Below are 20701 nucleotides of genomic sequence, written 5' to 3' on the forward strand. Positions count from 1 at the left end.
AAGGCACTTTCGCGTTTCCGCTCAAGATTCGGACGCCACCGCAAGTGAAACACGGAGGCTAGCTGGCGCGGCAGAGCTCCTGCTCGGCGATAGAGAGCGTCTGCTGGCGCAGCGAGGGCCCCAGAGAGTCAGTGTTCATGAGCAGCGCGACCCGGCGATGGCCGAGTTGCATCACGATGGAGGTGTACCCGTCGATGCCTCCGAAAGAGCCGTAGGCCGTTCCGCACGGAGTCCATGCGATCATCAGGCCGAGGCCGTAGCTGAGGCCGGGGACACCGGCACCGGCGAAGAACGCATCGGCTCCTGGCGTGGGCCGCTTCATCTCTGTAAGCAGGTGCTGCGAGAAGAGTTCCCCGCCGAGCAGCGCTCCAAGAAACCGTTCGACGTTGTCGCCTGTCGACACCATCGCTGCCGCCGCCCCGGCCGCGCTGGCGCTTGTCCGGGTGGTCACGTCGAGTGCGGGACCGGAACGAGGCGGCAGAGGAGCAGCGAAAACGTAGCCGCGTGCCTGCCGGGGGGCAACCGTGGTCGTGGTGGGGAAGGTCGTACTGCTCAGGTGGAGGGTGTGGATCAGACGCGTCTGCACTTCGTCCTGGATCGCGTGACCGGTGACCTGATGAACGATCTCGCCGAGGACGATGTAGTTGGTGCTCGAGTAGTGGAAGCCGCTCCCAGGTGTGAAGTACGGCGAATGCTCTACGCCCAAGGCGATGAGCTGCGCGGGGGTGTAGGTGGCGCCGGGGTCGAAGTGAGGAGTCTCCGAGTAATCGTAGAGTCCGCTGGTGTGGTTGAGCAGTTCCCGCACGGTGATCTGGTCGGCGTGCGGTACCGGTTCAGGCAGGAGCCCCGCGATCGACTGGTCGAGTGCGAGCTGGTGCTCCGTGACCAGCTGCAATACCACCGTGGCCACGAAGGTCTTGGTTATGGAAGCGATCCTGAACTGGTCGTTGGGCCGTATCGCCCGGTCCGCGGGGATGTCCGCGAGACCTGCAGCCATCCGCCGCACTGGCTGCCGGTCGTGGCTCGTGACCGCAGCTACGCCGGGAACGCCGTCGACATTGACGAGACTCTGGATCTCTGCCCGCAACCAGGCATCGCGGGACGGTTCACCCACCGCGCGCGCTGACGACGAGGTGGCAACTCCGATCAGCGCAGCGATGACCAGAGCGACACAACGCTTTAACCACATGAGCGTTCTCCTTCATGACGAGGCCTGACCGCCAGCATCGCAACCGCACAGCCAGCCGTCTTGAAGAAATGTTCCGCTCTCGGACCGCCTCGTCGCTGCCGGGGGCTGGGGCCTGCATCCAGGCGACTTCGCGGGCGGCGGCGCGGGCCGCCCGCAGTGCCGCGAGGGCGGCAGGATCGATGCCGGCCAGCAGCCGCCAGGCGGTCGCAGTGGAGGCCACCCGACCGAACACCTCGGCCTGATCGCGCAGTAGAGCCAGGTCCGTGATGGCCTCGCCCTCGTCGGCGAGCATCACCGCCAGATCCACCGCGATTCTTCCAGGGGCGTGCCTGTTGCCGCGTGGCCGCAGCCGACGCAGCGCGTCGGTGAAGGATGCGGTCAGGCCGGTGGCATCGGCGAGATCGGCCAGCAGACGGGACCCAGCGTGGTTGATCACCCCGCGCCCGTCGGACGAGACGACCGGCTTGGGACGCGACCCGGTAGTGTGCACGCAGAAAGTGCCTTCCTGCTGGAACGACGGAGACCTTAGAGTTACCTCATCGTCCCAGCTCAGAAGGCACTTTCGCGTTCCCGCTCAAGATCGGGACACCGTGGCAAGTGAAACGGCTAGGGCGTGTTTCGAAAGTAGCGTCGTCCGCCCGTAGGGCGGGCCAGACGCCGCCCGGCAGGCGGGACTTTCGAAACACGCCCGGCGGCGGCTACCCACTGACGCACCGTTCGGTCGCCGGTCGCGGCGACCGCTGGGGGTGTCACGGCTAGGGCGTGTATCGAAAGTGGATCTTGAGCGTGGGATGATCTCGGTTCGTGGCATGTGGGGATCTGACGGACGCGCAATGGGCAGCGCTGGAACCGCTGTTACCGAAGAGCAAGAAGGTACATCGCGGTCTGACCGGTACGGCCGGCGCCCTCGACCGTTGAGCGGTGCCGGACCCGCCCAGCGCAGGTGACTGCGGCGACGTTCACAGCGTTAGCCGTCTCGCCTCCGGCCGGCGCCCGAGCCGGAGATCCCTGGAGACGTGAGGCTTGGCGGGTGTTCCGCGGCTGGGCCATGCGATGTCGTCAACGGCGAGAAACGGCTCGCCGGCCACGGTCGCGGGCGTCACCCCGGTGAACGCCATGACGTCCCGGTGCATGTGGGACTGGTCGGCGTAGCCGGCGTCGGCCGCGACTTGGGCCGCGCCTTCACCCGCGACCAGGCGGTGGGCGGCATGGTCGAAGCGGACCAGCTTCACGGCGCGCTTGGGCGGCAGGCCGAGCTGCGACCGGAACCTGGACCACAGCCGCTTACGGCTCCACCCGACCTCGGCCGCGAGTCCGTCGACCCGGGCCAGGCCACGGCTGACAGCGATCCGGTGCCAGGCCCAGGCCACCTCCGGGTCCACCGGCGGGCCCGCCTCATACCGGCGGGCGAGCAGCGCGTCCGTCAACGCGAAGCGATCCTGCCACGACGAGACATCGCCGAGTTGCTCGCGGATCCGTGACGCCTCCCGGCCCCACAGGTCGCCCAGCGACACGACGGCGCCGTCGAGGTCGGCGGGGGAGGCGCCCAGAACCGCGCGTGCGATCACCGGGGACAGGCGCACCTGCACGCACTCGATGTTCTCTCCCCGCGCCCGGATCGCGCCTCCGGACCCGAGCCCGGGCCCGGCGACGATGCTTCCCCGTCGCTGTTGCCCGGCGGCACAGTCAAGGACGGGCGAAGCGGCGCCGAACTCCAGGAGCAGCGTCACCGCCGGGTGCGGGACCATCCGGACTGTGTCCAGGTCACGGACACTGAACCCGGCCATGGTGAGACCGGCCACCCTGCTGGGCCGCTGCGGGCACGCGACGTCCCACGCAGCCGCACCATGCATGAAAGTCCGCATCCGCCCATGCTACGTGAGCCGGCCAAGCCCTCGCCCGGTGCAAGCGCGGCAGCAGGCGTCGCCGTAAGGTCGTAGAGGTGGTGGCGCGGCTGCACCGCAAGGTCCGCCGTCAGCGCCTGGACCACGCGCACAAGACCGCGTTGAACCTGGTGCGTGACCACGATTTCATCGCGCACGAAGCCTTAAGGGTCCGCAACATGAGCAAGGCCCCGGCTCCGAAGCCGGATCCCGCGACGCCGGGCAGTTTCCTGCCCAACGGGGCCGCCGCGAAGGCCGGGCTGAACCGTTCGATCGCTGATGCCGGATGGGGGGTGTTCCTGACGATCCTCACCGCCAAGGCAGAATGCGCCGGACGGGAAGTGGTGGCCGTGGACCCCCGCAACACCTCCCGGCGGTGCCCTCGGTGCGGGCACACCGCCAAGGAGAACCGGCCCACCCAGGAGAAGTTCCACTGCGTCTCGTGCGGCCACCACGCGCATGCGGACACGGTGGGCGCCCTGAACGTCCTACGGGCCGGGCTGGTCCGTCGCGAAGCCCAACCGGCATAGCGAGAAGCCCCCTCGTTTACGAGGGGGAGGAGTCACCCGGTAGCAGTGCACCCGCAACTCCCACCGATGCCGCTCGGCGAGCCCGGCGAACGCCGCCCCGTCCGCCGCTCGCACAGCGGCGAGCACCTCGCTGTCCACACTCGCCGGCCCGTCCAACGCTCAGCTCCCCCTATCCGACCGCCATCGGCAACCCTAAGGGCTGTCCCGCCGGTGCCGATCCTCTGAAAGGGGGCCGCACACGGCGACGGCGACGGCGATGGTGATGGCCGTCTCAGACGTGCGCGAGGAGGCGCTCCAGAGGCCGGGGAACGCGCCCGGGGTCCAGATGCGCGACCAGCGCCTGCGCGTAGAGCGCCTTGCGACCGCTGTGCGTGCCCATGAAGCGTCGCAGCTGGTGCTCCACAGGCCGTTCCCGCTGGGCCGGCTGGCCCTGGAAGGTGTGGAAGGGGCGCATCTCACCCTGGGCCTCGATCACCTGCTGCACACCCTCGGCCCCGAGAGCACGGATCAACTCGTCCTCCAGGTCGGCGACGCACACATGGAAACCGAGTGTCTCAAGTCCCGCGCGCGTGAGACCGGACCCGAGTCCGACCCGCTCCAGGTGACGCCGGAAGTGCCGCTCCTCGCCGATGTCACAGAGACCGGCCAGCGGGAGGCCGAGCCCCGGAGGACCGCACACGTCCAGGAAGCGCCCGATGCTCATCGCACCTCCGAGCGGTACGACCACAACGCCCTCCGCACCGAGATCGCGGCCGTAGCGCGTGGCCAGCGCTTCGAGCGCGACCTGATCACTGCTCCCCTCGACGAGCACGACCATGCGCACACCGCAGCCGGCCAGCTCCCGCGCCACCGTGGCGGCCGCACCCGCCCCCGCTCCGCCGGCCGCCCACGCGACCAGCGCCAGGCCAAAACGCCTCAACTCGTCCACGAGACCTCGCTTCCCCACGCCATCCTGGCACGGCCGAAACCCCGTACGCACGCACGTTTTTTGGGGCGACGACTCAAGAAATCGGAGGAGGTGCGGCTTCGCGTAGCCGCCGTTCTTCTTCGCTGCCACCTGCGTGGCCCGCAGCGCGACGCGCGCAGGTCGACCCTGGGCACCTCACCCCTTCCCATGGGGGAGGACGTAGTGCGCACTGCGGTCCGGTGCGGCGTAGAGCTGTGACATCGCCGGCTGCTGAAGTCGCGCATGGCGACTGCCCGATGCGGCACGGCGGAGTGCCACGGACCGGCCCCCTGGAGAGCCGTCACCGAACGGGACGCGAAAGCGGGAACCCAGAGCATCCAACACGGTTCCGGATGCGCCCAGTACACAGCAGTGGGTCCAGGGCTCACCCATGCGCACTGGACAGGAACGGTTCGAAGGACTCGCAAGGGCCGGGAACGACAGCACGATACCGAGTCCCAGAACAACACCAGGACGGGCCAGGGCAAGGCCTGTGGTGCCACAGGCACCACAGGAACCACACACGCTTCCTTCACGTCTAAGGCGATATCAAGGCAACAGCGCCGCCGACTCCGCTGACTTCGACGTCGCCGTCCCAGACCACTACCGCACCCACTCCCAGGCCCGGCTCCGGCCCCGGCCTGTCGCAGGAGAGCAGAAGGTCGTCTCCTCGCTGTGCGGTCAGCAGCACGCAAGCCGTGAGAGGCCCCGTCACACGATGACCAGTACATCGAACACGTCGACGCACCACACGAACACGATCGGCGCGCCGAGCCGGCGCAACACCGAGCTCGCGCTGCTGGTGTTCGCCGTAGTCATCCCGGTGTTCGCCTACGCCAACGTGGGCCTGGCCGTCAACAGCCAAGTGCCGTCCGGCCTGTTGAGCTACGGCCTGGGCCTGGGCCTACTGGCCGGCGTCGCCCATCTCGTCGTACGGAAGTCCGCCCCGCATGCGGACCCGCTGTTGCTGCCGCTGGCCACGCTGCTGAACGGGCTCGGCCTGGTCGTCATCTGGCGACTGGACCAGTCCAAGCTGCTGCAGTCGATCAAGCAGGCGGGAACAGCCGCGCCACGGCAGCTGATGTACACGGCGATGGGCATCGCGCTGTTCATCGTGGTGCTGATATTCCTCAAGGACCACCGCGTCCTGCAGCGCTACACCTACATCTCCATGGTCGGCGCGCTCTTCCTCCTGCTGCTGCCGCTGGTCCCGGGCCTGGGCGCCGACATATACGGTGCCAAGATCTGGATCCACGTCGGCAGCTTCAGCATCCAGCCCGGTGAGTTCGCGAAGATCGTGCTCGCGGTCTTCTTCGCCGGCTACCTGATGGTCAAGCGCGACGCGCTGGCTCTGGCCAGCCGCCGCTTCATGGGCCTGTACCTGCCACGCGGCCGCGACCTCGGCCCGATCCTGGTCATCTGGTTCCTCTCGATCCTGATCCTGGTCTTCGAGACCGACCTCGGCACGTCGCTGCTGTTCTTCGGAATGTTCGTCATCATGCTGTATGTCGCCACCGAGCGGACCAGCTGGATCGTCTTCGGTCTGCTGATGTCCGCGGCCGGCGCCGTCGGCGTCGCCTCCTTCGAGTCGCATGTCCAGCAACGTGTCCAGGCCTGGCTCGACCCCATGCGCGAATACACGCTCAGCCACCAGGGCGTGGCCGGTCATTCCGAGCAGTCGATGCAGGCGCTGTGGGCGTTCGGCTCCGGCGGCACTCTTGGCACCGGCCTCGGGCAGGGTCACTCCGACCTCATCGGGTTCGCCGCCAACTCCGACTTCATCCTCGCCACCTTCGCCGAGGAACTGGGCCTGACGGGCGGCATGGCAATCCTGCTGATCTACGGCCTGATCGTGGAGCGCGGCCTACGCACCGCCCTCGCGGCCCGCGACCCATTCGGCAAACTGCTCGCCATCGGCCTGTCGGGCGCGTTCGCCCTGCAGGTCTTCGTCGTCGCCGGCGGTGTGATGGGCCTGATCCCGCTGACCGGTATGACGATGCCGTTCCTGGCGTACGGCGGTTCCTCCGTCATCGCCAACTGGGCCCTCATCGGCATCCTGATCCGCATCAGCGACACCGCACGCCGCCCCGCGCCCGCCCCCGAGATGCCCCAAACAATGCGCCCGTGAACAAGCCCAGCGTGTTCTTCCGCGACAGGTGGACTGGTTCGGCTTCCGGTTGCAGTGGGGCGCGCGGGGGACCGTCGGCCTTCGCTCACGGCGCGCAGCCGCATCCAGCCTGGAGGTCGCTGATGGCCGTAGCCGCAGTCGCGCAGCCGGAGGTGGGCGCCCCCGGAGAGGTCGATGACCCTGGTGGTCTCGAACTCGCGGGTGCGGTCGCCCATCTCCTTGAACAGCCGCACTCCGAACAGCCGCACTCCACCGCCCGGCAGCACAGGGGCCAGGTGGATCTGCAATTCGTCGCGGGTCTCGTGGCCCGCAGCCCGGAGCAGCGTTCGGGCCCGGCCGGTCATGGCCGGCCGGGCCCGGGCGGGAGGAGTCCCGCCGCCTCAGTGTGCTGCTGTTGAGGTCAGAAGTTCAGCTTCCAGCTGTCGATGAAGCCGCTGTCGCCGCGGAACATGTCCTGGACCTTGAGCCTCCAGGTGCCGTTGGCGGTCTTCTTGGAGGCGTTCACGGTGTAGGTGGCGAGCACGTCGTCGGCCGAGTCGTTGATGTTGGAATTCTTCAGGCGGTACAGCGTGCCGTCAGGGGCCACCAGGTCGATGACCAGGTCACCGCGCCAGGTGTGCTTGATGTCCACGTCGACCTTGAGGGCACTCGGTGCCTTGCCGGCGATCCCGGTGACGTTGACGTCCGAGTAGACCGCGGCGCCCCCGTCGGGGATGGCGACGTCGGTGGTGTTCTCGAAGGTCTTGATCACGCTGACGACGTTCCAGGTGAACGTCGCGGTGGAGGAGGCGTTGGTCGAGTCCGTGACCGTGACCGTGACCGTGCTGGTGCCCAGCTTGGTGGGGGTGCCGGAGATCAGGCCGGTGGAGGCGTCGAGCGACAGGCCGGCCGGCAGGCCGGTGGCCGTGTAGGTCAGCGCGCCCGGGTTGGTGCTGGTGGCCTGGATCTGCAGGCTCGCGGACTTGTTGACCAGCGTGGTCTGGAGGCCGGGGTCGGTGACCGTCACGCCCTGGACGATGCGGCTGCCGACGTTGATGGCGGCCCAGGCGTTGGCGGTGTTGTTGTAGGTGTCGCTGCCGAGCCCGTACAGGTCGGCGGCCGCCTGCAGGGTGGCGGTGCGGGCGGCGGCGTAGTTGGTGGAGGAGGTCATGTAGGTCGACAGTGCGCGGTACCAGATCTTCGCGGCGGCGTCGCGGCCGATCGCGGTGACGGGCAGGCCGTCGGAGGTCGGGCTGTTGTAGCTCACGCCGTTGACGACCTTGGCGCCGCTGCCCTCGGAGGCCAGGTAGAACCAGTGGTTGGCCGGGCCGGAGGAGTAGTGGACGTCGATGCCGCCGATGCCGGAGTACCAGGCGTCCTTGGACGTGCCGTCCTTGCTCGGCTGGTCCATGTAGCGCAGCGGGGTGCCGTTGCCGTTGATGTCGATCTTCTCGCCGACCAGGTAGTCACCCGGGTCGGTCGCGGAGTCCACGTAGAACTCGACGGCCGCGGCCATGATGTCCGAGGTCGCCTCGTTGAGGCCGCCGGACTCGCCGCTGTAGATCAGGCCGGCGGTGTTGGAGGTGACGCCGTGGCTCATCTCGTGGGCGGCCACGTCGAGGGAGGTCAGCGGCTTGGTGTTGCCGGAGCCGTCGCCGTAGGTCATGCAGAAGCAGGAGTCGGACCAGAAGGCGTTGACGTAGGCGTTGCCGTAGTGCACGCGGGAGTAGGCGCCGACGCCGTCGTTCCTGATGCCGTTGCGGCCGTGGACGTTCTTGTAGTAGTCCCACGTGGCCTGGGCGCCGAACGCGGCGTCAACACCGGCGGTCTGACGGTCGCTCGGCAGGCCGTTGCCCCAGACGTCGTCCGCGTCGGTGAACAGCGTGCCAGTGCCGGAGCTGCCGCCGTTCAGGTCGTACGTCTTGTGGCCGCCGCGGGTGCCGTCGGTCATCTCGTAGGTCGAGCCCGACAGCGTGGTGCCGAGGGTGACCTGGCCGTTGTACTGGCCGGTGCCGGTGCCGGTCTCGATGCCCTGGTACTCGAACAGTTTGGCACCGGTGGTGGCGTCGGTGATGACGTGCAGCTCGGACGGGGTGCCGTCGTGCTGCACGCCGCCGATCACGGACTCCCAGGCCAGCACGGGCTTGCCGGAGGCGGCCCAGACGACCTTGCGGACGGTGCCGGCCTTCGGGGCGGTGGCGCCCTCGGCCTTGGCGCGGTCGAGCGCGAAGGTCTTCGCCGAGTCGGCGCTCTTCACGGCGGTGGTCGAGGTGACCTTCACCGTCGCCTTGGTCGCCTTGCTGACGCTCTTGACGGCACCGTTCGCCGCCGCGTGGACGACGAGGTCGCCGCCGAGGACCGGCAGGCCCGCGAAGGTCCGCTCGTAGCGGGTGTGCACTGTGCCGTCGGCGTCCTTCAGGACGGACTTCACCAGCAGTTGTTCCTGGCCGCCCAGGCCCAGGGTCTTGGCGGTGGTGGCGACGGTGGCCTGCGCGTCGGCGAGCAGCGTGGCGCGCTCGCTCGCGCTGAGCTGGACCTGCATCGCGCCGGCCCGGGCCTTCGCCTTGGGCGCGTCGGCCTGGGTGCCGGCGGTGGCGGGCGTGGGGAGCGCAACGGCGATCATCGCGGCGGCCGCGATGAGCGCGCTCGCGGCAACAGCTTTGCGGGGGGTCGTTCTCACTCGGAACTCCTTCTGCGGCGGCCGGGGTTGCGGCCGGTGACAGCCCGGGCAGGGGGTACTGCCCGAGTAGAGCTGGTGGTGCGGTGAGGAGGACATGACCGCAGCGGTGCGAGATCCCTGTGGGGAACGTCCAGCCCCGCGCGGCCGGAGAAGAGCCTGCCATTGTCGACCTGTGCATGTCACGTCCTTGATGGTGTCGGGTTCCTGACATCCGGATTCCGACAGCCCGGGTGCTTCCCTCCGGTCCTGGTCGTCGCGCACGGTGGTGCCGCGGCAGTACTCCGGCCCCCGCCGGATCTTCCGCACCGCCGGGCCCGCCTTCACGTCGGCGCTGCGCCGACCGGCCTCCGGATCCGGTCCGTCAGGGGCCTTCTCCCGCAAGAACCCCGCCCCGGGGCGGGCAGTTCACAGGGGCGGGGCGTAGCCGCGGGTGCGGACGAGGTCGTGGGTGAGCTCGGTGAAAGCGCGGGTGGCGGCGCTTTGGTAGGCGCCCTCGCGGTGCAGGAGGGTGACGGTGCGGGTGGGCAGGGGCGGGTCGAGCGGGACGGGGGAGAGGTGGGGGTGGTCGTGAGTGATGGCGTCGGGCAGGACGGTGGCGAGCGGGGTGCGCTGGACGATTTCGGTGAGGGCCTGGATGGAGTTGGCCTCGATCGTGACGCGGGGGGCGGTCCGGTGGCGGGTGAAGTAGGTGTCGATGTGGCTGCGGGTGGCGAAGTCTCCGCTGAGAAGGGCGAGTTGCTCGTCCTTGAGGGCGCGGACCGGTAGGGGTTTGGGCATCGCCTGGGCGCGCGGGGTGCCGGTGACGAGGCTGAGGGTCTCGGTGAACAGCGAGGCGGCGGTGATGGAGGGCAGGTGGGCGCCGGCGAAGGCGATGCCCACGTCGAGGTCGTCGGCGAGCAGGGCCGCTTCGATGCGGTCCTGGGTCATCTCCGCCAGGGTGAGGCTGACACCGGGGTGGCGGGCGTGGAACTCGGCGGTGAGCGGGCCGATCAGGTAGGCGGTGAAGGTGGGGGTGACGCCCAGGCGCAGGTGGCCGCGGGAGAGGTCCTGGACGTCGTGGACGGCGCGTTCGGCAGCGGCCAGGTCGCGCAGTGCGCGCCGGGCGTGGTCGGTGTAGACGGCGCCGGCGTCGGTGAGCCGGACCGTGCGGCCGGTGCGGTCCAGCAGCTGCACACCCAGGGTCCGCTCCAGCTGCTTGATCTGCTGGGAGAGCGTGGGCTGCGAGATGTGCAGCTCCTCGGCGGCGCGAGTGAAGTTGCCGTGTTCGGCCACGGCGAGCAGATAGCGCAGATGACGCAGTTCGAGAACAGCCATGGAAACAACTATAGATGTGAGCAATAGATTATATGGTCAACGGCTCTTGGACACTATAGGCACAGGTCATGCATGGTGGATCTCACCAGCTCACAGGGCCGATCACCACCCGAGGGGAGTGACCATGCAGGACCTCACCGAGGGCGTCGCCCGTTTCCAGAGGGACGTCTTCCCGGCCAAGGCGGAGCTCTTCGCCCATCTGGCCACGCATCACAGCCCGCACACGCTGTTCATCAGCTGCTCCGACGCCCGCGTCGTTCCCGAGCTGATCACCGGCACCGAGCCGGGTGACCTCTTCGTCATCCGCACCGCCGGCAACCTGGTGCCCGCCTACACCCCCGGGGCCGACGGGGTCGCGGCGAGCATCGAGTACGCGGTTGCCGCATTGGGAGTGAAGGACATCGTCGTCTGCGGTCACTCCGCGTGCGGCGCGATGACCGCCCTGGCCGAGGGCCACGACCTCAGCGGTGCCCCGGCGGTCGCCGACTGGCTGCGGCTCGCCGACGCCTCGATGGCCCGTACCGCCGACGACGGTGACGTGCCCGCCCTGGTGCGGCAGAACGTGCTCGCCCAGCTGGCGAACCTGGCCACCCACCCCTCGGTCGCCAAGGCAATGGCGGAAGGGAAGGTCGCCCTGCACGGCTGGGTCTACGACATCCCCACCGGCCGCGTCGAGGACCTGACCGCCACCGCCACCGGCGCCGCGCTCGCGGCCTGACCCCCCGGCTTGGGGCTCCCGCCCGCGTCAGCCCGCCGGGAGCCCCTTCCACCCCCACCCACCCGCCACTTCACCCCCACCCCCGCCCGGTGAAGTGGTCCCCTGAAAGGACGTATTGATCATGGTGCACGCCCAGTTCGAGCAGACCGCTCGTGAGGCCCTGGCGGCCAAGGCCGTGGAGGCCAAGACCGTCAAGAACCTGTCCTGGAAGCAGATCGCCGAGGCCTCGGGCCTGTCGGTGGCCTTCACCACCGCCGCCGTCCTCGGTCAGCACCCGCTGCCGGAGGACTCCGCGAGGGCCGTGGCCGAGCTGCTCGGTCTGGATGACGACGCGGCGCTGCTGCTGCAGACCATCCCGGTCCGTGGCTCGATGCCGAACCGGATCCCGACCGACCCGACCATGTACCGCTTCTACGAGATGCTCCAGGTCTACGGCACCACCCTCAAGGCCCTGGTCCACGAGGAGTTCGGCGACGGCATCATCTCCGCGATCAACTTCAAGCTCGACGTGAAGAAGGTCGCCGACCCCGAGGGCGGCGAGCGCGCCGTCATCACCCTGGACGGCAAGTACCTGCCGACCAAGCCCTTCTGACCGGCGCCGATACCGCGTCACGCGGACGGCAACGGGGCGGGCCGGAAACAGTCTTCCGGCCCGCCCCGCCCCGTTCCCCGAACCCTGCGAAGCCGCCTGCCGGGGCCTCGCATCCCCTTTTGTCTTTGGAGGATCTTTCATGGACTTCGTCCAGCGCACCATCGACATCGCCCGCCAGAACGTCGCCGAGGGCGGCCGCCCGTTCGCGACCGTCATCGTCAAGGACGGCGAGATCCTCGCCGAGAGCCCGAACAAGGTCGCCCAGACAGGCGATCCCACCGCGCACGCGGAGATCCTCGCGATCCGCGAAGCCTGCACCAAGCTCGGCACCGAGCACCTGACCGGCACCACCATCTACGTGCTCGCCCACCCCTGCCCGATGTGCCTGGGCTCGCTGTACTACTGCTCGCCGGACGAGGTCGTCTTCCTCACCACCCGCGACGCCTACGAGCCCCACTACGTGGACGACCGCAAGTACTTCGAGCTGGACACCTTCTACGACGAGTTCGCCAAGCCCTGGCAGGAGCGCCGGCTGCCGATGCGCTACGAGCAGCGCGAGGACGCCGTCGAGGTGTACCGGTTCTGGCAGCAGCGCAACGGCGGCGAGCGCCGCGTCGCGGGCGTCCCGACCGCCGGCTGAGGCGCCTGCCTCTGCACCGCAACGCCCAGGGCCTCCCGATCGGCGTTCAGCTCGCCGCCGCGTACGGCCGCGACGACCTGCTCATCCGCCTGGCCTCCCAGCTCGAGGAGGCGCACCCGTGGGGCGCTGACCGGCCCGCCTGGCTCTCGGACCAGTCCTAGGGCGTGTTTCGAAAGCCCGTCTGCCAGGCGGCGCCTGGCGCACGCTCGCTGCGTTGTCGAGCTCGCCCCGATACTGGCCGTATCGGGGCGAGCCTCCGCCTCGCGATCGCACGCACCGGATGCCGCCTGGCCCGCCCTACCGGCGGACGACGCTCCCTTCGAAACACGCCCGCCGTAAGCACCGAGGCGTTGCGCGGGGCCCGAGTGATGCAGCGTCCGCCGTGTCAACGGCTCTCGTTGACCACCATGGCCGAGCCGCCACCTCGCCGCTTGGGTTCGGCGACCGCCGTGACCTTCCCGTCGCGCTGGAACTCCAGTGCGGCCACCGCTCCGATCTCCGGGGAGGGGGTGAAGGTCTGTGGGGCCAGGACGAAGTGCTGGCCGAGGCCTTCGAGCGCGGTGCGCTCGGGTGAGTCGAGGAAGGCGGGTTCGGCGTCGGTCGTGGTCCGGTTCCGCTGCGAGATCCGCGGAGCGGCGACCGCATCGGGCAGCGACATGCCCAGGTCGAAACGGTTGACGAGAGTCTGCAGCACCGTGGTGATGATGGTCGCGCCACCCGGCGAACCGACCGCGATCACCGGCTTCCCGTCCCGCAGCACGATCGTCGGCGACATGCTGCTGCGCGGACGCTTGCCCGGCGCGGGCAGATTCGGGTCGGGTACCCCGGGGGTGAGCGGAGTGAAGTCGAAGTCGGTGAGCTCATTGTTGAGCAGGAAGCCACGTCCGGGCACGGTGATGGCCGAGCCTCCGGTCTGCTCGATCGTCAGGGTGTACGAGACCACGTTGCCCCAACGGTCGGCGGTCACCAGATGGGTCGTCGAGGGCCCCTCGTAAGGCTCCTGAGTGCCGTTCCCCCGGACACAGCCGGTTGTCGCGCCGCGCGGGTCCGCCGGGGCCAGCGGGCTGGTCAGCGTCGCGTCGGGCCGGATCAGGCAGGCCCGGTCCTTCGCGAACTCCTTGGACAGCAGCGCCTTCGTGGGCACGTCCGAGAAGGCGGGGTCGCCCACCCAGCGGTTGCGGTCGGCGAAGGCGATCCGGCTGGCTTCCAGGTAGTGGTGCAGCGCCTGGACCCGGTCGGCGGACGACAGAGGGAAGTTCTCCAGGATGTTGAGCGCTTCGCCGACGGTGGTGCCGCCGGAGGAGGACGGCGCCATGGAGTAGACGTCCAGCCCGTGGTAGGTGGTGCGGGTCGGGTCCCGGCGCACCACCGCGTAGTTCGCGAGGTCGCGCCGCTCCATGAGTCCGGGCCAGAACGTACGGTCGGAGCCCGCGGCCACCGGCGGGTTCTGGGCGGTGCGCACCACATCACGGCCGATGTCGCCGTGATAGAGCGCACCTATGCCCTTGCGGGACAGTTCCCGGTACGTACGGGCCAGGTCGGGGTTGCGGAAACGGCTGCCGACCACGGGGAGTTCACCGTTCGGCAGGAACAGCTCGGAGGTCGAGGTGATGTCCCGGAAGCGGGCTTCGTTCATCGCCGTCTGGGCGCGGAATTCGTCGTTGACCACGAAGCCGGCGTCGGCGATCCGGGTGGCCGGGCGCAGTGCGTGCCCGAGCGAGACGGTGCCCCAGTCGTCCAGGGCCTTCTGCCAGGTCGCCGGGGTGCCCGGAACTCCCACGGACAGGCCGGAGTTGACCGCTTCCTGGAACGGGATGGCTTTGCCCGTGGACGGGTCGATGAAGGAGTCGGAGTGCATCCGGGCCGGGGCCGTCTCTCGGCCGTCGATGGTGTGCACCTTCTTCTTGGCGGCGTCGTAGTACACGAAATAGCCGCCGCCTCCTACGCCTGCCGAGTACGGCTCGACCACTCCGAGCGCGGCCGCGGTCGCCACCGCCGCATCGACCGCGTTGCCGCCGCGCCGCAGCACCTCGATGCCGGCCTGCGAGGCGTAGGGGTTCACGCTGGAGACTGCGCCCCCGCTGCCGGTGGCGACGGCCTGCTTGGGCGGCGGCTGGAGACGCGAGCCGGAGGGTGCTGCGACACCGCCTGCCGGGGATGAGCCGGCGGCTGCGGTGGGGAGGAGCAGAGGAAGAGCGAGGGCTGCCGCTGACACGGCAGACACCAGGGCACGGCGGGCGATCATCGAGCCTCCGAGGGCGTCGGGCGAGGGTGATTGCTGGCACTTTGGCAACAGCCGGTCTCATCGGCAATGGATCTTGGAGATCTTTGCGGAACATCTGAGGTTCCTCGGCAGTAACCAGTGCGGTTCAACGGCCCTGCGCTTGACGGAATCCGCGTCTGCCCAGGTCATCCCAGTGACAGTTACGTCAGTGAGGACGGCATGATGACCGCTTGTGCTGCTCCGTCCGGCCTGTCCGACCGTCACGAACGTCCTCGCGATGCTGCGGACTGCTGCCGATGACGTCCGCGCCTGATGTTGCATGCGCGCCCTGGAACACCAGCCGGTCCGGATGCCGCACCGAAACCGCCGCTGAAGCCCCCCACACCGGGCGGCCCGGCCGTCGTGGTCGTAGCGCTGATCCACCGGCCCCGTCAACGCGTGGACCGGGCGCCCGGACACAGGTTCCGTCCGGGCGCCCGGTCCGTAGTGATTAGTGACGCAGGTCGAGACGGTGCACGCCGCCGTCGACAGTGCCGACGTAGAGCGTGCGGCCGTCGGGGCTCGCGGCCAGTTTGGTGGTGTCGGTGTTCTGCAGGCCGGTTGAGATGTTGTGCCAGCTCAGACCGTGGTCGGTGCTGCGCAGTACGCCGCGGCCGCCTTGCAGGAGGCCGCTGGCCCCGGAGCTGGTGGTGGCCGCGTAGAGCGTGTCCTCGACCCGGAGCAGGTCGGAGACATGGATCGCGAGAGCGCCGGTGTCCGCGGTGCGGAAGGTCCGGCCGCCGTCGGTGCTGACGCGGACGCTCTCGCCGCCGACGACGAGACGCCGTCCGTCGAGGTCGATCGCGGTCACCGGACCGTCTACGACTTTGGTGACGGTCACCCCGCCGTCGTCAGACCGGTAGAGACCGGCGGTGTTGCCGAGCCACAGGCGCAGCGGATTTGCGGGATCGCCCGCGATAGTGGCGAAGGAACGCTCGTGGTAGAGGTTCTTCCACGTCGCGCCGCCGTCGCTGGTGGCGAACAGCCCCCGGCCCAGAAGGCTTTGGAAGCTGACCATGACCCGGTTCGGGTCGGCCGGGTGGACCAGGAGCGCCGTCGGCACCTCCGACGAACTGCCCCTCTCCTCCCAGGTGGCACCGCCGTCGCCGCTGCGCTCGACGGTGAATGAGCCGAACGCGGTGCGCCGCACCTTCCAGACCACCTTCGGATCCTTGGCCGACACGGCAAGTTGCGGGACGGTGACGCCCCTCATGCCCTCGCCGCCCGACTGGCCCCACCCCGGGCTCGCGACGGGAAGGGCGGTGCGGTAGACCGCGCTGTCGGTGGCGGCGAGCAGATGGCCGTCACTGACCGCGAGATCGTTGACGGTCAGTCCCTGGACGCCGATCCGCCGGTATCCGGTGCCGTCCGCGGCACCCCGATAGAGACCGTCCTGCTCCATGGAGACGGTGACGGAACCGTCGGCCCAACGGTCGTAGTCCATCGGTACCGCTGCGCGCGACGGCGCGGCGACCGTGGTCCACGTCTGCCCGTGGTCGCGGCTGAGACGGCCACTGCCGGACAGCGTGCTCAGGTACAGGTCGTCACCCGAGATGGTCAGGCGGAGGCCGCCGCTCGTCATGGACAGCAGGGTGGTCCAGGTCTCCCCGCCGTCACGGGAACCGACAACTCCCCGGCCCGGGACATACACCGCCACGACCGAGGAGTCGGCGGCCAGCCCGCCGACGGTCTCGCCGGCCGGGTCGAAGAGCAGGCGTGCCTCGCCGGGGTTTCCCGAGCCGATGCCGGAGCGGACCCAGACGCCGTGATACGTCGTCATATAGAGGGTGTCACCGGTGACGACGGCGGCGGTGATGCCGCCGGTGACGCCGGTCGGATACGTCGTCCAGTGGTCGCCCGCGTCCGTGCTGACCAGCAGTGCGTCCGAGGTGACCGCGACCAGGGTGCGGGTTTGTTCATCGGCGGCGAGCGCCGCGATGCGGGTGTCCGGGACGTCGAGCGTGCGCCAGGTCCGCCCGTTGTCATCGGTGCGCAGGATGGCGCCCCGGCGACTGCCGTCGCGAACGCTGTTCACGGCGTACCACCAGCGGTCGGGATTCTTCGCGTCCACCACGAGCGGGCCCGTGCCGTCCGCGACGGGCAGACGCCCCAACTGGCGCCAGGAGGTGCCGTTGTCGGTGGTCAGCCAGGGAGCCGCCTTCTGGTACTGGGTGAGGACGGCCTGCTTCGGCCGGCTCGACGAGAGGGCGATGGAGCCGGCCTGGCTGTTGGGACCTACCGGCTTCCAGAGGTTCCTGCGGCTGTCGACCGGGGTGACCTCGAAGGCGCTGGTGCCGGTGAGCCGCTGCCCGGTGCCGGCGGTGCCGCGTACCGAGACCCGGTAGGCGCCGGCCACGCTGCCGGTCACCGCGGCCCGGTAGTAGCCGCTGGCGGGATCCAGTGTGGAAGTGACGTCGACGGCCTTGCCACGAGGCGGGGTGACGGTGACGACCGGCGGTGCGGCCAGCCGGGTCGGCGGGGCGATGTGCACGGTCGAGTGACCGTCGCTCGGGTCGGGTGCGGCCTGGACGGCCAGATGCCGGACGGCGAGCAGGTAGGGCACCCCGATCGCCGGTCCCCGGTCGGGAGTCGCCGTGAGACGGCCGCTGATCTCGGTGTCGGCCGCCGGTCGGGCGACGCGCAGCGAGACCGTGACGGTCGCGGTCCCCCCGGCCGGTACGGTGACCCGCTTCGCCGAGACCGTGGCCGGACCGTCGGTCCGCAGCGAGGTCGCGACCGGCCGCTTGCTGGAGTTCCGCAGCGTCACCTTTGCGACTCCGCCGACGTGACGCCCGGACAGATCGGCGAGTCCGAACGACACCGACGCCGGCGAGGCACTGACCGTGGCCGAGGCTGCCGCGGCCACATCGAGCCGGCCCGAGCCCTGCGTCGTGGGCCCGTTGCCGCTCAGCGGTTTCGCGGTGCCGACCAACGCGGCCTTGATCTCGGCAGGAGTCCGGCCGGGATGCAGCTGGCGCAGCAGGGCCGCAGCGCCGGCGACGTGCGGGGTCGCCATCGATGTGCCCGACATGCGGTACTCGCCGGGCCCGTACAGTGCCTTGGGCACGGTGGAGCGGATCTCCACGCCCGGCGCGACCAGATCGGGCTTCAAACCGAAGCCCTGTGTGGGACCGCGTGAGGAGAACGAGGCGATCCGGTCGGTGGTGTCGGTGCCGCGCAGCGTCACCGAGACCTTCCCGGCGGCGAGCCGGGCGCTCAACTCCGTGTACTGGGTCGAGTCGATGCCCATGACCACCAGGTGGTCCATGCGCAGCGAGTCGCCGGAGGCGTCGATCCGCGCGGACGGGGACGGCACCTGGGCCACTCCCGGCTCAGGGTTCACCTCCGGCGGCCGGACCTCTCCCGGTGCTCCGGCGAGGAACACCGGGCCGTCGTTGGAGGGCAGGCCGGCCAGCACGGCGATCGCGCCGCGCTTCTCCGCCTCCTTCGCCCACTCCACGGCGCTTGCCGTCAGGTACTGGGTGTCGGAAGCGATGAGTGTCTTGGCCCGTACGATCTTTCCGCGTACGTCGCCGGCCCGCTTCCAGTCCTCGGCGGTGCCCTCGCCGACATCGACCAGCGGCGCCGTGACGGGGTGCTCCGGCGGGTTCGCGGACAGGATGCCGCGGTAGGTCTGGATCAACTCGGGTTTCTTGCCGGCCAGATAAGCGCTGGGCAGCCGCAGGTTGCTTGTCGACGCGCCGACCGCGACCACGCCGTCGGCCGTTGCGGGGCTGCTGACCGTACCCGTGCCCGGGCCGTCGTTGCCGGCCGCGGCCACCACGACCACACCCGCTTGTACGGCCGCGGTCGCGGCGCGGCCCAGCGGGTCGGTGCCGTCGCCGGGGCCGCCGAGGCTCATGTTGATGACATCGGCGCGGTGCGGGTTGGCCGGATCGGAGGCCGCCTCGATTCCGGCGATGATGTCCGACGTGTAGCCCGAGCCGTCGGCGTCCATCACCTTGTAGGCCAGCAGATTCGCGCCGGGCGCCACGCCGGTGGTGCCGCCCTTCTCGGCCGCCTTGCCCGCGATGATGCCGGCGACGTGGGTGCCGTGGCCGTTGTCGTCCATCGGATCCTCGTCATCGTTGACGAAGTCGTGCCCGCCGACGACCTTGTACCCCTTGCCGAGTCCGCCGCCCAGGTCGGGGTGGCTGTAGTCCACGCCGCTGTCCAGGATCGCGACGGTGGTCCCCTTGCCAGTGACGCGGCTTCCGGCCGGGTCCTTGCGCTGCCAGACGCCGGGTGCGCCGATCAGCGGCACGCTCACGTCCGTCTTCGCCAGCACCCGGGTGTCGGGGCGGACGGCGGTGACGCCCGGCAGCGAGGACAGCCGCCCCACCTCGGACGCGGGCACCGTCATTGCCACGGCATCGACGAGCAGACCCAGTTTGCGGGTCGCCGAAGGGTGCAGCCCGGCGCTCTTCGCCGAGCCGATGAACGTCTCCTGCCGCGCGTCCAGCGCGCGGCGGGCGGCGCCGACGCCGCGGGCGGCCTCGGCGGACAGCAGTGATCCACCGGGCGCGGCGGTGACCGCTGGGTTCCCGGACAGTTCGACGAGCACTCGTTGCGACGGGTCGGGCGTGGACGCGTTGGAAGCACCCGGTGTCACCGCCAACATGCCGGCGAGAACAACGGCGGCGAGGGCGGCATGACGCGATCTTCGTGACTTCATTGCCATGCGTAAAGGTCCTAGTGGCGAGGGCACTTGACGCACAACCGATCTCCGTGGCCCATTGCTGCCGCTGGCACAATTGGGCCACCATCCGTTCATGACTCCGCAGACACCGCAACTCACGGCGGCAGGCATCGATCCGTTCGACGAGAGCGTCTACCGCGCCGTCCTGACCCGGCGGACGGCGGCGCCTGCCGAACTCACCGCGGATCTCAAATGTTCGGCCGAGCGCGTCGCCAGGGCGCTGGACCGGCTCCGCGACCACGGGCTGGTCGGCCGGCTCGCCGGCTCCCGCCGCCGGTACGCCGCGATCGAACCGGGCGCCGCCGTCGAGGCGCTGGTGCGGGCCAGAAGCAATGAGCTGGAGCGGGTCCGTTCGGCGGCCGACGAGCTGTCCCGGCTGTTCGCCGCCGCGCGCACCGGCGCGACGGATGAGGACGAGGTGGAGATCACCACCGGCAGCGAGGCGCTGGGCCGCTGGTTCGTCCGCCTTCAGCAGGAGGCCCACGAGGACGTGATGACCCTGGACCGGCCGCCGTACGCCCTGACCACCTCCAACCCGGTGGAGGCGACGGCGCTCGGCCGCGGCGTACGCTACCGCGCGATCTACGCCCCCGAGGCCCTGGAATGGCCGGGCGTCCTCGACGACGTCCGCGAGCTGGTCCGGCACGGCGAACAGGCCCGCGTCCTGCCCGGCCTGAGCATCAAACTCGCCATCGCCGACCGCAAGCTGGCCCTGATGCCGCTCTCCCTCGACCTCAACGACGTCCGCGCCGCGGTGATCCGCCCGTCCACCCTGCTCGATGCCCTCACCGGCTACTGGGAAATGTGCTGGAAGCAGGCCCTGCCCCTCAACGCCCCCGCCGAGGACCCCTTGGGTGAGGAGGACCGACTGGTCCTCACCCTCCTGGTCAGCGGCCTCAAGGACGAGGCGATAGCCCGCCAGCTCGGCTGGTCCGTCCGCACCATGCGCCGCCGCATCAGCCGCCTGCACGACCTCCTCGGCGCCGCCAACCGCTTCCAGGCCGGAGTGATCGCGGCCCGCCGCGGCTGGTTGTGAGACAGCACGCCGGCAGGGGCGGAGATGAGTGGATGCGGTCTCGGCGCGCGTATCTCCTCGTCGTGCGCCTGCCAGGGATGACGGGACAGCCCTTACGCGCCGCC

13 protein-coding genes and 2 pseudogenes are annotated in these 20701 nt (G+C 69.9%); 7 read left to right on the plus strand and 8 right to left on the minus strand.

What is annotated here, in order from left to right; genetic code table 11:
* Nucleotides 1-58: 58 nt before the first annotated feature.
* The 3 genes and pseudogenes from ACNPQM_RS19970 to ACNPQM_RS19980 all read right to left on the minus strand — a co-directional run bounded on the left by ACNPQM_RS19970 (nucleotide 59) and on the right by ACNPQM_RS19980 (nucleotide 3054).
* The gene (locus tag ACNPQM_RS19970; RefSeq protein ID WP_418085077.1) at nucleotides 59-1189 is read right to left on the minus strand and encodes a serine hydrolase domain-containing protein; all 1131 of its coding nucleotides are present in this window, start codon (nucleotides 1187-1189) and stop codon (nucleotides 59-61) included.
* A gap of 112 nt (nucleotides 1190-1301) precedes the next feature.
* Nucleotides 1302-1679, minus strand: a pseudogene (locus ACNPQM_RS19975) (IS1380 family transposase); the annotation flags it as partial.
* A 469-nt stretch (nucleotides 1680-2148) separates the two neighbouring features.
* Nucleotides 2149-3054: a helix-turn-helix domain-containing protein gene (locus ACNPQM_RS19980; RefSeq protein WP_418085078.1), complete on the minus strand. Its 906-nt coding sequence runs from the start codon at nucleotides 3052-3054 to the stop codon at nucleotides 2149-2151.
* Between the two features lie 17 nt (nucleotides 3055-3071).
* Here ACNPQM_RS19980 and ACNPQM_RS19985 point away from each other — a divergent pair.
* Nucleotides 3072-3602: pseudogene (locus ACNPQM_RS19985) on the plus strand (RNA-guided endonuclease InsQ/TnpB family protein); the annotation flags it as partial.
* Nucleotides 3603-3873: 271 nt separating this feature from the next.
* On the opposite strand, the gene ACNPQM_RS19990 reads toward ACNPQM_RS19985, so the two are convergent.
* Nucleotides 3874-4530, minus strand: coding sequence for a TOPRIM nucleotidyl transferase/hydrolase domain-containing protein (locus ACNPQM_RS19990; protein ID WP_418085121.1), 657 nt, complete (start codon nucleotides 4528-4530; stop codon nucleotides 3874-3876).
* Nucleotides 4531-5266: 736 nt separating this feature from the next.
* On the opposite strand from ACNPQM_RS19990, the gene ACNPQM_RS19995 reads away from it, so the two are divergent.
* Complete coding sequence (locus ACNPQM_RS19995; protein WP_418085079.1) at nucleotides 5267-6676, plus strand: FtsW/RodA/SpoVE family cell cycle protein; 1410 nt, start codon at nucleotides 5267-5269, stop codon at nucleotides 6674-6676.
* 122 nt (nucleotides 6677-6798) lie between these two features.
* On the plus strand, nucleotides 6799-7074 hold the full coding sequence (locus ACNPQM_RS20000) for a hypothetical protein (protein ID WP_418085080.1): 276 nt from the start codon (nucleotides 6799-6801) through the stop codon (nucleotides 7072-7074).
* A 2-nt stretch (nucleotides 7075-7076) separates the two neighbouring features.
* Here ACNPQM_RS20000 and ACNPQM_RS20005 read toward each other — a convergent pair whose 3' ends face one another.
* Together ACNPQM_RS20005 and cynR are read right to left on the minus strand one after the other, a co-directional pair.
* On the minus strand, nucleotides 7077-9335 hold the full coding sequence (locus ACNPQM_RS20005; RefSeq protein WP_418085081.1) for a M4 family metallopeptidase: 2259 nt from the start codon (nucleotides 9333-9335) through the stop codon (nucleotides 7077-7079).
* Between the two features lie 405 nt (nucleotides 9336-9740).
* A complete protein-coding gene (cynR, locus tag ACNPQM_RS20010) occupies nucleotides 9741-10649 on the minus strand; it encodes a transcriptional regulator CynR (protein ID WP_418085082.1) in 909 nt (302 codons plus the stop codon).
* A 124-nt stretch (nucleotides 10650-10773) separates the two neighbouring features.
* Here cynR and ACNPQM_RS20015 point away from each other — a divergent pair, with 124 nt between their 5' ends.
* From ACNPQM_RS20015 to ACNPQM_RS20025, 3 genes are all read left to right on the plus strand, one after another.
* Entirely contained in the window at nucleotides 10774-11367 is a 594-nt protein-coding gene (locus tag ACNPQM_RS20015; RefSeq protein ID WP_418085083.1) for a carbonic anhydrase, read from the plus strand.
* A 121-nt stretch (nucleotides 11368-11488) separates the two neighbouring features.
* The gene (gene cynS / locus ACNPQM_RS20020; RefSeq protein WP_358861742.1) at nucleotides 11489-11959 is read left to right on the plus strand and encodes a cyanase; all 471 of its coding nucleotides are present in this window, start codon (nucleotides 11489-11491) and stop codon (nucleotides 11957-11959) included.
* Nucleotides 11960-12098: 139 nt separating this feature from the next.
* A complete protein-coding gene (locus ACNPQM_RS20025; RefSeq protein WP_418085084.1) occupies nucleotides 12099-12599 on the plus strand; it encodes a nucleoside deaminase in 501 nt (166 codons plus the stop codon).
* Between the two features lie 385 nt (nucleotides 12600-12984).
* Here the strand turns inward: ACNPQM_RS20025 and ggt are convergent, their stop codons facing one another.
* Nucleotides 12985-14844 carry a gamma-glutamyltransferase gene (ggt, locus tag ACNPQM_RS20030; RefSeq protein ID WP_358861748.1) on the minus strand — a complete coding sequence of 620 codons (1860 nt, stop codon included), beginning with the start codon at nucleotides 14842-14844 and terminating at the stop codon, nucleotides 12985-12987.
* Nucleotides 14845-15313: 469 nt separating this feature from the next.
* Nucleotides 15314-19537, minus strand: coding sequence for a S8 family serine peptidase (locus ACNPQM_RS20035; RefSeq protein ID WP_418085085.1), 4224 nt, complete (start codon nucleotides 19535-19537; stop codon nucleotides 15314-15316).
* A 97-nt stretch (nucleotides 19538-19634) separates the two neighbouring features.
* Here ACNPQM_RS20035 and ACNPQM_RS20040 point away from each other — a divergent pair, with 97 nt between their 5' ends.
* The gene (locus ACNPQM_RS20040; protein ID WP_418085086.1) at nucleotides 19635-20597 is read left to right on the plus strand and encodes a helix-turn-helix domain-containing protein; all 963 of its coding nucleotides are present in this window, start codon (nucleotides 19635-19637) and stop codon (nucleotides 20595-20597) included.
* Nucleotides 20598-20701 lie beyond the last annotated feature (104 nt).

Origin of the sequence: Streptomyces sp. NPDC056231 (genome assembly GCF_048270745.1) — a bacterium.
Taxonomy (GTDB): Bacteria; Actinomycetota; Actinomycetes; order Streptomycetales; family Streptomycetaceae; genus Streptomyces.